The sequence below is a fragment of the Rhizobium grahamii genome (assembly GCF_009498215.1).
Lineage (GTDB): Bacteria > Pseudomonadota > Alphaproteobacteria > Rhizobiales > Rhizobiaceae > Rhizobium > Rhizobium grahamii_A.
Window position 1 is genome coordinate 2,122,612 of sequence record NZ_CP043498.1, and the last position, 15,985, is coordinate 2,138,596.

14 protein-coding genes and 1 pseudogene are annotated in these 15,985 nt (G+C 62.3%); 10 read left to right on the forward strand and 5 right to left on the reverse strand.

All coding sequences use genetic code 11. The features are described 5' to 3' along the window. Nucleotides 1-325 precede the first annotated feature (325 nt). Both FZ934_RS10335 and FZ934_RS10340 read left to right on the forward strand, forming a co-directional pair. Nucleotides 326-787, forward strand: coding sequence for a tRNA (cytidine(34)-2'-O)-methyltransferase (locus tag FZ934_RS10335; RefSeq protein WP_153270996.1), 462 nt, complete (start codon nucleotides 326-328; stop codon nucleotides 785-787). Between the two features lie 201 nt (nucleotides 788-988). Next, complete coding sequence (locus FZ934_RS10340; RefSeq protein WP_153270997.1) at nucleotides 989-2,635, forward strand: Na/Pi cotransporter family protein; 1,647 nt, start codon at nucleotides 989-991, stop codon at nucleotides 2,633-2,635. 9 nt (nucleotides 2,636-2,644) lie between these two features. On the opposite strand, the gene FZ934_RS10345 is transcribed toward FZ934_RS10340, so the two are convergent. Beyond that, entirely contained in the window at nucleotides 2,645-2,908 is a 264-nt protein-coding gene (locus tag FZ934_RS10345) for a hypothetical protein (RefSeq protein ID WP_153270998.1), read from the reverse strand. Nucleotides 2,909-3,085: 177 nt separating this feature from the next. Between FZ934_RS10345 and hemF the strand changes: the two genes are divergently transcribed. The 3 genes from hemF (at nucleotide 3,086) to FZ934_RS10360 (ending at nucleotide 4,658) form a co-directional block, all read left to right on the forward strand. Continuing rightward, entirely contained in the window at nucleotides 3,086-4,000 is a 915-nt protein-coding gene (gene hemF / locus FZ934_RS10350; protein ID WP_153270999.1) for an oxygen-dependent coproporphyrinogen oxidase, read from the forward strand. 100 nt (nucleotides 4,001-4,100) lie between these two features. After that, nucleotides 4,101-4,361 carry a hypothetical protein gene (locus tag FZ934_RS10355; RefSeq protein WP_153271000.1) on the forward strand — a complete coding sequence of 87 codons (261 nt, stop codon included), beginning with the start codon at nucleotides 4,101-4,103 and terminating at the stop codon, nucleotides 4,359-4,361. A gap of 111 nt (nucleotides 4,362-4,472) precedes the next feature. Beyond that, nucleotides 4,473-4,658, forward strand: a complete 186-nt coding sequence (locus FZ934_RS10360; protein ID WP_153271001.1) for a DUF1059 domain-containing protein — start codon at nucleotides 4,473-4,475, stop codon at nucleotides 4,656-4,658. 1 nt (nucleotide 4,659) lies between these two features. Here FZ934_RS10360 and FZ934_RS10365 read toward each other — a convergent pair whose 3' ends face one another. From FZ934_RS10365 to FZ934_RS10375, 3 genes are read right to left on the reverse strand one after another with little or no spacing between them, the layout of a single operon-like run. Beyond that, on the reverse strand, nucleotides 4,660-5,919 hold the full coding sequence (locus FZ934_RS10365; protein WP_153271002.1) for a CCA tRNA nucleotidyltransferase: 1,260 nt from the start codon (nucleotides 5,917-5,919) through the stop codon (nucleotides 4,660-4,662). Next, nucleotides 5,916-6,554, reverse strand: a complete 639-nt coding sequence (locus FZ934_RS10370; protein WP_153271003.1) for a CoA pyrophosphatase — start codon at nucleotides 6,552-6,554, stop codon at nucleotides 5,916-5,918. The genes FZ934_RS10365 and FZ934_RS10370 overlap by 4 nt, the downstream gene beginning before the upstream one ends. Next, nucleotides 6,551-7,174 (reverse strand): DUF1285 domain-containing protein, encoded by a 624-nt coding sequence (locus FZ934_RS10375; RefSeq protein WP_153271004.1) that lies wholly within the window; start codon nucleotides 7,172-7,174, stop codon nucleotides 6,551-6,553. Before FZ934_RS10375 ends, FZ934_RS10370 begins: the two co-directional genes overlap by 4 nt. A gap of 159 nt (nucleotides 7,175-7,333) precedes the next feature. Between FZ934_RS10375 and FZ934_RS10380 the strand changes: the two genes are divergently transcribed. The 5 genes and pseudogenes from FZ934_RS10380 to FZ934_RS10400 all read left to right on the forward strand — a co-directional run bounded on the left by FZ934_RS10380 (nucleotide 7,334) and on the right by FZ934_RS10400 (nucleotide 14,654). Beyond that, entirely contained in the window at nucleotides 7,334-8,344 is a 1,011-nt protein-coding gene (locus tag FZ934_RS10380; RefSeq protein WP_153271005.1) for an AAA family ATPase, read from the forward strand. Nucleotides 8,345-8,357: 13 nt separating this feature from the next. After that, nucleotides 8,358-9,278 carry a DUF58 domain-containing protein gene (locus tag FZ934_RS10385; protein ID WP_153271006.1) on the forward strand — a complete coding sequence of 307 codons (921 nt, stop codon included), beginning with the start codon at nucleotides 8,358-8,360 and terminating at the stop codon, nucleotides 9,276-9,278. Further along, nucleotides 9,275-12,013, forward strand: a pseudogene (locus tag FZ934_RS10390) (DUF4159 domain-containing protein); the annotation flags it as partial. The gene FZ934_RS10385 and the pseudogene FZ934_RS10390, both read left to right, overlap by 4 nt. Before the next feature lie 78 nt (nucleotides 12,014-12,091). Further along, the gene (locus FZ934_RS10395) at nucleotides 12,092-14,161 is read left to right on the forward strand and encodes a hypothetical protein (RefSeq protein ID WP_153272417.1); all 2,070 of its coding nucleotides are present in this window, start codon (nucleotides 12,092-12,094) and stop codon (nucleotides 14,159-14,161) included. Nucleotides 14,162-14,228: 67 nt separating this feature from the next. Continuing rightward, a complete protein-coding gene (locus tag FZ934_RS10400; RefSeq protein WP_153271007.1) occupies nucleotides 14,229-14,654 on the forward strand; it encodes a GNAT family N-acetyltransferase in 426 nt (141 codons plus the stop codon). Between the two features lie 4 nt (nucleotides 14,655-14,658). Here FZ934_RS10400 and FZ934_RS10405 read toward each other — a convergent pair whose 3' ends face one another. Then, complete coding sequence (locus FZ934_RS10405; RefSeq protein ID WP_153271008.1) at nucleotides 14,659-15,972, reverse strand: MFS transporter; 1,314 nt, start codon at nucleotides 15,970-15,972, stop codon at nucleotides 14,659-14,661. Nucleotides 15,973-15,985 lie beyond the last annotated feature (13 nt).

Sequence of the window (15,985 nt, forward strand, 5' to 3'; positions counted from 1 at the left end):
GCACAAATCGGGAACCGGACGTTCAAAGGGCGAGGCCGTCCCGGCCGCGCAATGGATCAAAAATGGGGATTCAGGAAGGAAATGGCACTAGGCGTGCCAGGTCGCCAGTCGTGGATTCACGCATCGAGAGCGCATACGCGGCAATACTTCCATCTTGGCGCTCCCTTCTGGCGATTAAAAGATGTGCACCGATAACGCGAATTCGCCCAAAATTCCAGCCCCTATTTGCCGAAAAACGGGCAAATAGCCACCAATACGGGGGCTGTTGCGCCTGCAGCACTGCTGCAATAGGTAGATTTTCGCAAGACAACATGGCAGCAGCGACATGACAGATCTCCGGATAGCACTCTACCAACCTGATATCGCCGGCAATACGGGGACGATCCTCCGGCTTGCCGCATGCCTCGGTTTTGCGGTCGATATCATCGAGCCTGCGGGCTTCGACATTTCAGACCGGAACCTGAAGCGCGCGGGCATGGACTATATTGCCAGCGCGGCGTTGACCCGTCACATAACCTGGGGCCATTTCGACACGTGGCGGCAGACCACGAACCGCCGTCTGGTTCTTGCCTCGACCAAGGCATCCGGCCGCTATACCGACTTCGCCTTTCGCCCAGATGATATCCTGCTTTTCGGCCGCGAAAGCGCTGGCGTTCCTGACAATGTGCATGATCGGTCGGACGCGCGGATCCTTATTCCAATGGTGGAAGGACAGAGATCGATCAACGTCGCCGTGTCGGCAGCAATGATTGTCGGCGAGGCAATGCGACAGACAGCCTGGTCCTGAGAAGCTGCGGCAGGCCAGCGCCGGTACTGTCCCAGAATATGTCGCAGACGGCATTGTGAATCCGTCAAAGGCGCGTATAGTTGTTAGCCGGACAACAAAAGATGCATGTGAATCGCTGTGATTTCAGTGCTTTGAGCGCATCCGCGCTCGACGCCGTGAGCCGCCTTCATCATGCCGAAGGAAAGAAAAAGACGCGTCGGCATGGAATCCACTATCGTCATGATCAACCTGTTCGGCGCCGTGGCCTTGCTGCTGTTCGGCCTGGCGCAGGTGAAGGATGGCGTGTCGCGCGCGTTCGGCGCCAAGCTGAGGACAGGCCTTGCATCTGGCACGCGCAGCGGCGCGCGCTCCTTCCTGTCAGGCTTCCTTGCCACAATCGCCCTGCAGAGCTCGACCGCCACGGCCCTGATGGTCTCGTCCTTCGTCGAGCGCGAGCTGGTCAGGCCGCGCATGGCGCAGATCGTGCTGCTCGGCGCCAATGTCGGCACGGCGGTGACGGCGTGGATCGTGGCAACCGGCATTGAATGGCTGTCGCCGCTCGTCATCCTTGCCGGCATCGTTCTCTACAGAAGCGGCTCGTCCTCCCGGCAGGGCGCAGGCACGGCGCTGATCGGCATTGGCCTCATGCTTCTTTCCCTACATCTGCTCAGCAGCGCCACAGAACCGATGCGCCAGTCACCTGCCCTGGCAGCCTTCATCGGCCTGCTCGACAATGCCTGGCCGGTTGCATTGGCCTTTTCGGCAGGTATCGCTTTCATCTCCTCTTCCAGCCTCGCCGCTGTTGTCCTTATCCTGTCACTGGCTTCGACCGGGATCCTGTCCGCCGGGCTGATCGTCGTGCTTGTGCTCGGCGCGAACCTCGGCGGCGCCATTCCACCGGTCATCGCCTCTCTTACCGGCTCCGCGGCATCAAGACGGGTCACAATCGGCAACCTCATCGTTCGCGCGATCGGCTGCCTTCTGATGCTTCCGATTGCCGGCTACGCTGCCGAAGCATTGGAAATGTTGTCGCTGGCGCCCGCCAAGCTGCCGGTGGACATCCATTTGTGCTTCAACGTCCTTCTGGCCGCCCTCGCCTGGCCGTTCGCGCCGTTGCTGTCCAAACTGATGCAGAAGCTCGTTTCTGACGATGCGCAACCCGACGACGCGCCGCGATACCTCGACGAGCACGAACTGGCGACGCCTGTCGTGGCACTCGCCAGCGCGACGCGGGAAGTGCTCGGCGTCGGCGACCTGATCGAGCGCATGCTGTTGCGGACATCTGCCTCCTTCGAACGAAACGATCTGAAAAAGCTAGGCGAAATTCCGTCGTTGGAACGGCGGGTCGACAAGCTTCAGCAGGAGGTCAAGATCTACCTGTCGAAACTCGGCCGCGCCGGCCTCAGCGAGGAGGACGGTCGCCGCTCCATCGTCATCATCGACTACGCTATCAACCTAGAGCATATCGGCGACATCATCGAGAAGGGACTGCTGCCGCAGATCACCAAGAAAGTCTCCCTCGGCCTCAAGTTCTCCGACGACGGCTACGCCGAACTGACAAAGCTGTTCCACCTGACAATCGACAACCTGCGCATTGCCCAGACAATCTTCGTCACGCGCGACTTCAACCTCGCCAAGCAATTGATGGAGGTGAAGGTGGAGGTGAGACACATGGAAAAGAGGTCCTCGGAGCGCCATCTGGAACGACTGAGGGATGGCCGCGCCGACAGCCTGCAGACAAGTTCACTGCATCTGGACATGCTGCGCGACCTGAAGCGCATCAACGCCCACATCGTTTCCGTCGCGCATCCAATCCTCGACGAAAGCGGCCTTCTGATCGAAAGCCGCCTGCGCAATCCCGCCGAGTAAAGAGAACCCTCAATCGGCTGAAGGAAGGCGCCGCATGGTGAACTCGATGCGGTCGCCATCAAGCTGCCGCCAGCTTTCTACTTCGGTCCAATATGCCGCCTTGGGATACTCGTCGAACCACTCACGCGCCTTGGCCCGCGCCTCAAGCAAATTGAGGCAATATGTCTGCCGCACGAAACGTTGATTCGTCCGGGCGGGAGTACCTTCCGCCCGGTGGGTAGCAATCCGTCGCTTCAACCCGTCGAAGGACGGCGGTCCAGGGATTTTCGTCATAAGTCTACCTCTGAGAGAAAAGGTAGTATTGAAAAACGCTTTTTGCGAGTCGAATCTGAGCCGGCCTCACGGCGTGGTTCCCGCTGCTGGCGAGCGCGGAATGCAACTGCTATCAGGAAGCAACAGTGACAGACGACGAGTCGTATCGAGGATGCAGGCTCACCGGAGACGACGATTATGGAACGACCAGACCTGCCGATCGGCTTGCCTGAGGACATCGAGGAAAAGAAGACGGCCGCCCGGACATGGTTCGAAGGGCTCCGCGATGCGATCTGCGCCTCCTTCGAAACGCTCGAGGACGAGCTGACAGGTCCGCTTTCCGATCGCGATCCTGGCCGCTTCGTGGCTAAGGACTGGGAGCGAGAGAACGGCGCCGGTGGCGGCGGGCGGATGTCGATGATGCACGGCCGCGTTTTCGAGAAGGTGGGCGTCCATACCTCCACCGTCTACGGCGAATTCGCACCGGATCTGCGCGCGCAAATGCCGGGCGCCAAGGAAGATCCACGCTTCTGGGCATCGGGGATTTCGCTAATCGCCCATCCCGTCAATCCGAACGTTCCTGCCGTTCACATGAACACCCGCATGGTCGTCACATCCAGCCGCTGGTTCGGCGGCGGAGCGGACCTGACCCCCGTGCTCGATCGGCGGCGCGACCAGGAAGACGAGGACAGCCGCCTCTTCCACAAGGCGATGGAAATTGCCTGTCGCAGCCACTCCGCTGTCGCCGACTACGCGGCATACAAGCAGTGGTGCGACGACTACTTCTTTCTGAAGCATCGGAACGAGCATCGCGGCATCGGTGGGATCTTTTACGACTGGCTGCATTCCGGCGAGGAGATCGGTGGCTGGGACGCCGATTTCGCCTTCACGCGCGACGTCGGCCGCGCGTTTTCCATGGTTTATCCACGGATTGTTCGCGCCAACTTCAATAAACAGTGGACAGAACAGGATCGTGAAGAACAATTGATTCGCCGAGGACGCTATGTGGAGTTCAATCTCCTCTATGATCGTGGAACGATCTTCGGCCTGAAGACGGGAGGAAATGTCGAGTCCATTCTTTCATCACTGCCCCCTATGGTGCGCTGGCCGTAATCGGGGAAAGTGTGATCGAGGTGCTCGGAATGCTTTCAATTCGGAGGGTTGAGTAGTAACCTAGCAAACGTTCGTGCGTAACAATCGGAGGAGGATTGTCATGACGATACAAAGTGGATCACCGTCGGCGGCGGGGATTCAGCAGACACCGCGCATTATCGACGCACCTGAGTTCCTGCAAAGAATTGCGGAACAGATGCGAGCGAAAAGCGGGTCCGACCTGCCCCTTTCCTGCTATGTCGAGCAAGTGAAACTACAACTCGCCAGCGGCCGTTCCCCTGAAGAACTGTCCAATCTGGCCAAGGGCCAGGACAATCAGGTGAACACGGAATGCTACCGCGCCTGGGCTATGCCCGAATAGCATCCAGTTGCCGGCCGGCGCAGCAACCGGCCGGAACCTTCTTGCCCCTTCGAGCATTGACCTGGACCGTCACCCGCGTGACATCGGGTAGACCCAAGACAGGAGGACGGAATGAGACTTTTCGAATGTGGAACGCTTGTACCGGGGTGCGATTGGCATACCCGCGCAAGCGACGATGCGGAAGTCGTTCGCCGGGTTGTCGAGCATATGCGGACAGCGCACGGCGAAACCATCATCCGTGAAAACATGGTGGACAACATCAAGGCCCGCATCCGCAACGAAGCGACGGCCGCCTGACCTAGTTATCCTTGATCACATCACTCAGCCGGGCGAGCAACGCCGCCCGGTCCTGTCTGAAATTGCCGTCGATCCACTCCTTTTCGAGCATCGACAGCTTTTCGCCGACCAGCTTTCCTGGCTCGACGCCGGCAACGAGCACATCGCCGCCACTGATAGGAAAACTGGGCTTCTGCCAACGCTGGACGTGATCCAGCAGTTTTCCGAGCCGCGCCGAGCGTGCCATTTCCTTGACATCCCCCTCGGCTTTGCCTCTCGCGACCGCAAGCGCGAGCTTGAGACGCATGGCAATTCCCGACGTTCCTTCCCGGTAAAGCAAGCGATCGAACGCGGCCGATGACAGTTCGTCATCGACGGGCTGTGTTCGTGCCCATGTTTTGAGAACATCGGCATCCGCGTTCGACAGCCGCAGCCTCGCCGCCATCTTTCCGATCCTGTCGACATCGGGCGGCACGATCGCCGCAAGCCGAAGCAGCGGATCCGGTGTCCAATCAAGCGCCACCTCCGTCGCAATCAGTGCGGGGATTGAGTCGATCCCCCATTTCTCGCTTTCCGGCAATATTTCGGTCAGAACGCCCATCTGACGCATCCAGAGCAGGGCACGGCCCGGATCGGATGCCGAAAGCAGCTTTCGCAGTTCCGACCAGACCCGCTCGGCCGACAGCGTCTTCAGCTTGGCGCGTGCTGCCGCGGAAGCCCTCAGCCCCTCGGCGTCCGGTCGTCCCGAACCGTAATAGGCAAAAAACCGGAAGAACCGCAGGACGCGCAGATAGTCCTCGGCGATCCGGGTCGGCGCATCGCCGATAAAGCGGATGTTGCGCTTCTCGATATCCGCAAGCCCGCCGACGAGGTCGATCACCTCGCCTTCCGCATCCACGTAAAGCGCGTTGATCGTCAGATCCCGCCGCTCCGCGTCGGTGCGCCAATCGTTGCTGAACGCCACCTTCGCACGTCGCCCGTCCGTCTCGACATCCGCACGAAGCGTGGTGACTTCAAACGGCTTGCCGGAGATGACAAGCGTGACCGTTCCATGGGCAAGGCCCGTCGGAACAGCCTTGATCGCCGCCGCCTCGGCACGTTTCATCACAACATCGGGCGTCAGCGTCGTTGCCATGTCGATATCGCTGACCGGCAAGCCCATCAGGCTGTTGCGCACCGCACCGCCCACCACGCGGCCCTCGCCTCCGTCCGCATTGAGCAGGTCAAATGCCCGTTTCAGCGAGTTATCCTTGAACCATGCCTCGTCAGCAAGGTTGGTCATGCGTAAAGCCTTTCGTAAAGCGTGCGGACAATGCCGGCGGTAATGCCCCAAATCATCCGTGTTTCATAGGGCATGCGGTAGAAGTGCCGGTCCAGCCCGTCAATCATCCGCTTGTCCCTGGTGTGATTGGCAGGATCCATCAGGAAGGACAGCGGCACCTCGAACACATCGTCGACTTCACTCGGATTAAGGTGCAGTTCGAAACCGCGTCGAACAACCGCAAGCACGGGCGTTATGCGAAACCCCGTCGAGGCAAGGTAGTTCGGCAGCCGCCCGACCGTCTCCACGAACGTATCGTCCAGACCGATCTCTTCCCTGGTCTCACGGATCGCCGCCTGCTCCGGCGAGCGATCGACCTCATCGATCTTGCCGCCGGGAAAGGCGATCTGCCCCGAATGCTTGCGCAGCGTTGCGGTCCTCTGGGTAAAGATCACGCTCGCCCGGTCGCCGTCATCAATCACCGGCACAAGCACCGCGGCATCGCGCAGCTTGAAGGTCGCGACCTGTTCCACGATGTCTGGATTGAGGATGTGATCGCCATGGTCGCGCCAGGACGATTCAATCGGTCCGCCGTTCTGATGAAGCGCGCGGCGGCGAAATTCCGCCGCTGTGTAAAGGGAAGGACGGTCGGTCATCGTGAAAGGGCACCCAGTTCCTCGGCCGGCATGACGGCAAAGCGTCGGCCGCCGGAGCGAATGCAGAACATCTCCACCCCGTCCACGTCGCAAACCTCGCCGAGCTCGACCAGTTCATACATCACGGCCCGAGAAACGAGCGCTTCCAAACGCCCGCGGACCAACAGATAAGGCTTGAGCTCATCGTGCTCGCCCTGGATTACGAAGCGAAGCGGGTGCTCTTCTCCCGCCTCCACGACGTCGCCGACATTCGTGCGGAAGGTCAGCAGCGGCTCTCCATCGCGTTCGGACAGGTTCATCTCGACGGCAAGGAATGGCGCATCGGCGACCCTAATCCCTACTTTTTCCACAGGAGTTACCAGGTATGTCTTGCCGTCGTCATCCTTGCGCAGCACCGTCGAGAAAAGCCGAACCAGCGGCGCGCGGCCGATCGGCGTCCCCATGTAGAACCAGGTTCCGTCGGCGCGAATTTCCATGTCGATGTCGCCGCAGAAGGGCGGATTCCAGCGATCCACCGGCGGAAGCCCGCGTTTTCCCTCGCCACCGTCGCCGGCAGCGCGCGCAATCAGGGCAGCCAGACCGGCCGCATCCGTCTTTTCGCTGATCTCTCCGGCTGCCATTCTTCCGTCCCGGTTTACTCTTAACTCAAGTATCGTCACGAGATAGTCATTCGAAACGAACTTGTCAGCCCGCAACATCTTCATAACTCTATCGGGTATGGGTGAGACGTGTAAGTCCGTCGATTCGCGACGAGTGATTTCAGCCGCTGGAGATGCCTGATGGGTATGATAAAGACCGAAGCCCCGCTTGATGAGAAGGCGATCGTCGCTGCGGCCGAAAAAGCACTTGCCGACATCGCCGCCGTCCGCGCGGAGGTCTCGAAGGTCATCTTCGGCCAGGAAAGCGTCGTCGAGAATACCCTGCTAGCCCTCCTTTCGGGCGGGCATGCTCTGCTTGTCGGCGTGCCGGGCCTTGCCAAGACCAAGCTGGTGACCACGCTCGGCGAGGTGCTCGGGCTCGGCGCCAACCGAATTCAGTTCACCCCCGACCTCATGCCCTCCGATATTCTCGGTTCCGAAGTGATGGATCAGGACGACAGCGGTCGTCGGTCCTTCCGCTTCGTCAAGGGGCCGGTGTTCGCCCAGCTGCTGATGGCCGACGAAATCAACCGCGCCTCGCCGCGCACCCAGTCCGCCCTGCTGCAGTCGATGCAGGAGTACCACATCACCGTGGCCGGCCAGCGCTACGACCTGCCCTCGCCCTTCCACGTTCTTGCTACGCAGAACCCGCTCGAGCAGGAAGGCACCTATCCGCTGCCGGAAGCCCAGCTCGACCGCTTCCTGCTCCAGGTCGACGTCCACTATCCCGAGTTGGCTGCGGAACGTCAGATCCTGCTGGAAACAACCGGCCTCAGCGAGACCAAGCCGCAATCCGTCCTGAACGCGGAACGGCTTGTCGAGATTCAGACGCTGATCCGCCAGATGCCGGTCAGCGATCGGGTGGTCGACGCGATCCTCGCACTGGTGCGCTCCGCCCGTCCCGGCCAGGGCAATCAATCGACGGACAAGAATGTCGCATGGGGTCCAGGCCCGCGTGCCGGCCAGGCGATGATGCTCTGCGCGCGAGCCCGAGCGCTTTACGAAGGCCGCCTCGCCCCGTCCCTCGACGACGTTTACGCCTTGGCCGAACCCATTCTTCAGCATCGCATGGCGCTGACCTTTGCGGCTCGCGCAGAGGGAATGTCCGTCCGCGATGTCATCGCCGACCTCGTCAAGCAAGCCAAGGGATAAGGAAGCCTGACGCGTGGCACCTATCGGACAGATCGTTAATCCGACCTCAGGCAACGATGCCCTAGCCCGCGCACGCCAACGCGCGAGCCTGGTGCCGGATTGCCTGGTGGAAGCCAAGCGCATTGCAAATACTGTCATTGCCGGCTGGCATGGTCGCCGCAAACGCGGCATCGGTGAGAATTTCTGGCAGTTCCGCCCCTATACGGACGGCGAAAGCCTCTCGCGGATCGACTGGCGGCGTTCCGCCCGGGACGATCACACCTACATCCGCGACCGCGAATGGGAAGCGGCCCATACCATCTGGCTCTGGGCCGACATGTCGCCGTCCATGATGTACAAATCGAGCTTCGGCAACGTGTCGAAGGAGAGCCGCGCGCTCGTCATCATGCTCGCCCTTGCCGAAATCCTCGCCCGCTCGGGTGAGCGCGTCGGCTGCCCCGGCGTGATGGAGCCCGTGTCCGCGCGCAACGCCGCAGAACGTCTCGCCACAGCCCTTATGCATGCGCCGCTCGCTGGCGGTCTCCCGGATACCGCCATGATCCGCGGTTGGAGCGATCTGGTTCTGATCGGCGACTTCCTCGACGAGGCTCAGGCCGTGATGGCGCGCATCGGCCCGTTGGCTCGCCGCGGTCTGCGTGGGCACGTCATCGAGATTGCCGATCCCGCCGAGGAAGTGTTTCCCTATAGCGGCCGCACCGAGTTCACCGATCCCGAGACCGGATCGAAGCTCACCTCGGGCCGAGCCGAGAGCCTGCGCGAAGCGTACACAAATGCGTATCTTTCCCGCCGCGCCGGTCTCGGCGAGGCGCTTCGCCATCTTGGCTGGACCTTTACAAGCCATCGCACGGACCATCTTGCGTCCGAGGCGCTGGTCGCGGTGCACATGTACCTTTCCGGAATGCCGGCCAAGGCAACTCACGGAGGGCAACTATGAGCGCACTCCCCTTCGCTTTCGCCTATCCGGCCATTCTCGGCGCGCTGATCGCGCTGCCGATCATCTGGTGGCTGCTCCGCCTGACGCCCCCGCGGCCGCAAAGCGAAGTCTTCCCGCCCCTGAAGATCCTGGCCACCGTTCTCAAGCGGGAGGAAACCCCGGCTCAAAGCCCATGGTGGCTGACATTGCTGCGCATGCTGATGGCGGCCGCCGTAATCCTTGCGATCGCCGACCCCGTCTTCAATCCGCGCACCAGCTCGCTTGCAGCAGGCGGCCCGCTTGTCTTGTTCGTCGATAATGGCTGGGCCACCTCTCCGGACTGGGAACGTCGCGTCAAGACAGCCGATGCGCTGATAGACGATGCGGAATCCGCCGGCATCCCGGTTTCGATCGCCTTCACGGCCGATCCGACCAACGACGCCGTGGCCGGAACCGCAGCTGTTGCAAGGGACAAGCTACGCGCTGCGGAGCCGAAGCCTCTCGTGCCGGATCGTCAGCGTGCATTCGAAGCCCTGCGTGCGGCATTGAATGGTGTTCACCCTGGCACCCTCGCGTTTCTGACTGATGGTGCCGCCTCGAAAGACGCGGATGCGACGGTGAAACAGCTCTCCGACCTGCAGCCCGGCCAGTTGCGTCTGGTGACCGGCGACGAGAAAGACACGGTCGCCATCACTGCAGCAGGCAACGCCGCGGACTCCATGAGCGTGACGGCGACGCGCCTCGACAGCGCGCTGGCCGCGTCCCTGCCGTTGACGGCGCAGGACGCGCAGGGCCGGCCGATCGCGGCTGGAACGGTTGACTTTCAACCCGGCCAGTCGGTCGCGACAGGCTCCATCGCCGCCCCCTTCGAAATGCGCAACGACTTCGCCCGCGTCAGCATCGACAATCATGCGACGGCAGGAGCCGTGCATCTGCTCGACGATGGCTTCAAGCGCCGTCGCGTCGTGCTGCTCTCGGGCGAAGCACGCGACGATTTCCAGCCGCTGCTATCGCCGCTCTATTACATCCAGCGTGCGCTTCAGCCGTATGCCGATCTGATCGAACCGAACTCGCCTGATCTTGCGACCGCGATCCCGGATTTGCTCTCGCAGAACCCCTCGGTCATCATCATGGCCGATATCGGCCGGCTGCCGCAGGAGACCTACGAGCCGCTGCAGCGCTGGATCGCCAATGGCGGCACGCTCATCCGCTTTGCCGGACCGCGCCTCGCCGCAGCTCCCGCCGACGATCCGCTCGTTCCCGTCACGCTGCGCCAGGGCGAACGCGCGCTCGGCGGCGCCCTTTCCTGGGCCGAACCCCAGCCGCTCGCTGACTTCCCGAACTTCGGCCCATTCGCGGGCATGGCAAAGCCGACTGATGTGACCGTCAAGCGGCAGGTGCTCGCGGAGCCGACGCCGGATCTGGCCGAACGCACCTGGGCAAGCCTTGCCGATGGCACGCCGCTGGTGACCACAAAGCCGATCAACGCCGGACGTATCGTTCTCTTCCACGTCAGCGCCGAAGCAACTTGGTCCGACCTGCCGATATCGGGAAACTTCGTCGAGATGCTGCGGCGGATCGTGCAGCTGTCGAGATCCGGTGGAGTGACCTCGGAGACAGGTGCTGCAAGCACCGCTGAAGCGCTATCGCCGTTCCGCCTTCTGACAGCCAAGGGCGCCCTGACGACGGAAACCGGCGCCGCTCGCCCGTTGATCCCGAACGCCAAGACCACACCGCTCGCCAGCTTTGACAATCCGCCGGGCCTCTACGGGTCGGAAGAAGGCTTCACCGCGTTGAACGTGCTGCCGGCAAACGCCGAACTGAAGCCACTCGATACGTCAGGGGTCACGCTGGTTCGCGAGGGCCTGATCGGCGGCGAGACGTGGTCCGCGAAACCCGCCTTGTTCCTGATCGCCCTGCTGCTGCTGGTCTTGGACAGCCTAATCGTGATGTTCATGGGCGGCGCCTTCTCGCGCGTTCGTGGCGCCAGCCGCGCCGCTGCCGTGCTGGCCGTTGCGTTCGGCGCGCTTGCGCTCGTACATCCGTCCTCTTCCTGGGCCGACGATTCCAAGCCGGGCGACGAGCAGATCCTGCAGCGTCTCGATAACACCCACCTCGCCTATGTCGTCACCGGTGAAGCCGAGATCGACCGGATTTCCGAGCGTGGGCTGGAAGGCCTGACCGATTTCCTGACCTACCGCACGACGCTCGAACCGGCGCCCCCTGTCGGCCTCGATCTCGCCAAGGACGAGCTCGCATTCTACCCGATCATCTACTGGCCGGTGTCGGCGACCGCTCCGATGCCGTCAGCCGCGGCGATCAACAAGATCGACGCCTATATGCGCTCGGGCGGAACCGTGCTGTTCGATACGAAGGATCAGTTCAACGCCCTCGACAACAATGCCGGTGCAAGCAGCGCCAATGGCGAGCGCCTGCAGCAGATTCTCGCCGGGCTTGATATACCGCCGCTGGAGCCGGTCCCCTCGGACCACGTGCTGACAAAATCGTTCTATCTCCTGTCGAGCTTCCCGGGTCGCTATGCCGGCAGCCCGCTCTGGATCGAGGCGCGGCAGGACAACCGTTCTGCAAACGCCAAGTCCGCGGCGACGGCCGACGGTGTTTCCCCCATCCTGATTACCGGCAATGATTTCGCGGGCGCCTGGGCGGTGGACGACAACGGTGCGCCGCTGCTGCCGACAGTGCCGCCAGATGAGACACAGCGCGAATATGCCTATCGAACCGGCGTCAACATCATGATGTATATGCTGACCGGCAACTACAAGACGGACCAGGTACACGTACCTGCCCTGCTGGAAAGACTGGGCAGTAGTTTTATGACAGTCGATTTCTCGCCCTTCATTCCCTGGCCGATCCTTTCGGTGATCGCCGTTGTCGTGCTCGCCTTTGCGGCCTTCGCGATCTGGCGGTCCGTTCGCGGCGCCTGGATCCGCAGCATTGCGGCGCTGGCGCTCCTGGCCGCCCTCGCCAATCCGCTACTGCTGCAGGAGGATCGCGAACAGCTGTCGACCGTCGTGCCCGTCATCGTCGACCGCAGCCAGAGCCAGCAGACACCGGAACGCGTCAAGATGACCAACGACGCGCTGGCACAGCTCAAGGATCGATTGGCCCGCTTCCCGAACATCGAGCCGCGTTATGTCGATGCAACGGAACCGGAAGAGTCCGACGCTCCGTCCACCCGCCTGTTCAACGCGCTTTCAGCCGCCGTCGCCGACGTGCCGCCGGCGCGTATCGGCGGCGCGATCATGCTGACTGATGGCGAAGTCCACGACGTTCCCGGCGTCAACCAGGCACTCGGCTTCGACGCTCCCATTCACGGGCTGATCACCGGCAAGGCCAACGAGTTTGATCGCCGCATCGAAGTCATCAAGGCGCCACGCTTCGGGATCGTCAACGAGGAACAGCAGCTGATCCTGCGGGTGTTCGATGATGGCCCCAGCCCCGGCGGAACGGCCAATGTCACCGTCAAGCTGAACGGCGACGAGATCGCCACGCTGCAGGCGACGCCCGGGCGCGACACGCCCTTCTCGTTCAAGGTCGAGCGTGGCGGCAGCAATGTGCTCGAATTTTCCGTCGCGCCGCTTCCGGGAGAAGTGACGGACGCAAACAACCGCGCCGTCCACGTCATCGATGGCATCCGCGAAAACCTCCGCGTTCTTCTCGTCTCCGGCGAACCGCACGCCGGCGAGCGGGCCTGGCGCAATCTTTTGAAGTCCGATGCCGCAGTCGACCTCGTGCACTTCACGATCCTGCGCCCGCCGGAAAAGCAGGATGGCACGCCGATCAACGAGCTGTCGCTGATCGCATTCCCGACGCGCGAACTGTTCGTCGACAAGATCAAGGATTTCGACCTCATCATCTTCGATCGCTATCAGCACCGCGGCGTGCTGCCGATCCTCTACTACGACTACATCGCCCAATACGTCGAAAACGGCGGCGCTCTTCTGATCGCGGCAGGCCCCGAGCATGCCGGACAGGACTCCATTGCATTGACGCCGCTCTCGTCGGTCCTGCCGGCAGCGCCCACGGGCCAGATGATCGAGAAGGCCTTCTATCCCCGCCTCTCGGACGAGGGCAAGAAACATCCGGTTACGCGCGGCCTCGACGGCTCCGGCGACGAGCCGCCGCATTGGGGACGCTGGTTCCGCAGTGTCGATGTCGAGCCGCCGCAGGGACAGACGGTGATGGTCGGCGCCGACAACCATCCCCTGCTCGTGCTGAACCGCGCCGGCCAGGGCCGCGTCGCCATGCTGCTGTCCGACCAGGGCTGGCTCTGGGCCCGGGGCTTCGAAGGCGGTGGTCCCCACGTCTCGCTCTACCGCCGGATCGCCCACTGGCTGATGAAGGAGCCGGCGCTCGAAGAAGAAGCGCTGACTGCGCGCGCCTCGGGCCGCACGCTCGAGATCACCCGCCAGACGATCGGCGACAATCCGGGAAGCGCGGAGGTTCGCTATCCTTCCGGTCGCACCGACACACTTCCGCTCACGCAGTCGGAACCCGGTCTCTTCAAGGCCGACAAGAAGATGGATGAAATCGGTCTCTTCGAAATCCGCAACGGCGATCTCACGACACTCGTCCATGTGGGTGCCGTCGATGCCCCCGAGTTCAAGGCGATGATATCGACCAGCAGCCTGCTGAAACCGATCACCGACAAGAGCAAGGGACTGGTGGCACGCGTTTCGGATGGCAAGGACGGGATCACCATTCCGCCAATCCTGCCTGTTCGCGGCCAGGTTCGCACCGGCGACGACGAGCGCATGCAGATTCGCCTGACCAACGAGACCGTACTGAAGGGCATCAACACCTTGCCGCTTTTTGCCGGCTTTGCCGGTGTCGGCATCCTGCTCCTCGCATTCGGCGCCATGTGGTGGCGGGAAGGACGTTGACGGTTTTGCGCATCCTCGGGGACTCTGATATCCGCTAGTCTCTAAGACACCGCCCGGACGTTCTCTCATGCCTTCGCCAAAGCTCAAGGTTACCAAGGTCCTGTCCAAGAAGGACAGGAAGCAGATTGCCGACAGGCTGATCGCCTATAATATCGAGCATTTCGGAGAGAGCGATCGCCAGAAGCTGGCAATCCGGTTGCGCGACGATGCGGGCATGCTTTCAGGCGGACTGGTTGGCTACACTGCCCGCGGATGGCTATACGTGGAAATGCTGTTCGTGCCGGAAGAGATGCGCGGACAGGGGCTCGCCGGACGACTCCTGCAGATGGCCGAAGACGAAGCGCGACGCCGCGGCTGTGTTGGCGCCTATATCGACACCATGAGCCCGCTCGCGCTCGGCGTTTACAAGCGCCAAGGCTATGAGCCCGTCGGATCTCTGGAAGAGATGACAGGCGGCCACTCACTTACATGGCTGAAGAAGCGTTTCTCGTAAGCACTCAGCTCAAGGAGACCTGGCGCGTCTCGGCATCGATTGCCAATGCGGCAATGGCGGCAGCAACGAGGAACCCGGCGAAAAGCCCGATCGCTATGCCGAGCCCTTCGGAAACGACCAGCGTCATCAGGGACGGCGCGACGAGGCCACCGAGTCTTGCAATCGCGCCTGCAGTTCCCATCCCCGTTGCCCGCGACGCAGTCGGATAAAGCTCCGGCGTATAGGCGTAAAGTGCGCCCCAGGTGCCGAGCAGCGCGAAGCTCATCAGCAGCAGCGAAGTGCCGACCAGCAGATCGCTGGTAGCCGCGACGAACAGCAGGCAGCCGGCGGCCGAAAGCAGCGAAAACGCCACAAGCGTCGGCCGGCGACCCCAACGCTCCACGCCGTAGGCTGCCAGCGCATAGCCCGGGATCTGTGCAAGCGCGACAAAAACCAGGAAGCCGTAGCCGCGCACGAACCCGAAGCCGCCGCCCGAAAGCTTCGCCGGCATCCAGGTAAAGACGCCGTAATAGGAGACCGACACGAGAAACCAGATCGCGAGGATGAGGATGCTGCGCCGACGAAGCGCAGGCGAAAACAATCCCTCGGAGACCGGTGAATGGACAGAGACGATTTCGTCCTGTGGGCCGAGCGGCGTCCTGCCGTTCAAGGCCATCATCCGGTTCACAATCGTCTTGGCCTCGTCCGTCCGGCCGGTCCGCAGCAGGTAGAGCGGTGATTCAGGCACGAACAGCCGCAGAACCAGGCCGATGAGCGCCGGCAGCGCCGTCACAGCAAAAATATAGCGCCATGCGTCGGCAACGCCCGCGACACTTGCGGCCCAGGCGGCAAGTGCCACGATCAACGTGCCGATCGCCCAGAATCCCTCAAGCGCCACCAGCCAGCGGCCGCGGCTTTTCGCCGGCAGGAACTCCGCCATCATCGCATAGTCGACCGGCAAGGTACCGCCGACAGCCATTCCGGTGAAGAAACGCAGGGCGAGCAGAACGGGAAAGCTTGGCGCGAAAATCGAGAGCGCGCCGAACAGCGCATCCGCAGCCACCGTCAGGATCAACACCTTCCGGCGCCCGATCCTGTCGGCAATCCGACCGAAGGCGAACGCGCCGATCAGCATTCCGAGAAAGAACAGCGTACCTGTCTGCAGGGCTTGCGGCACCGAGAGGCCGAATGTCGCGGCAATCGACGCCGCAGTAAACCCGACCGCGAGAACCTGCATGGCATCGGCCGCCCAGACGAGGCCGAACACGCCGAGAAGCCGCCATTGAAATACGCCGGTCCCTGCCCGATCCAGCGCTTCGTCCATCGAAATCCGAGCCATTTTTCTCCCCCAG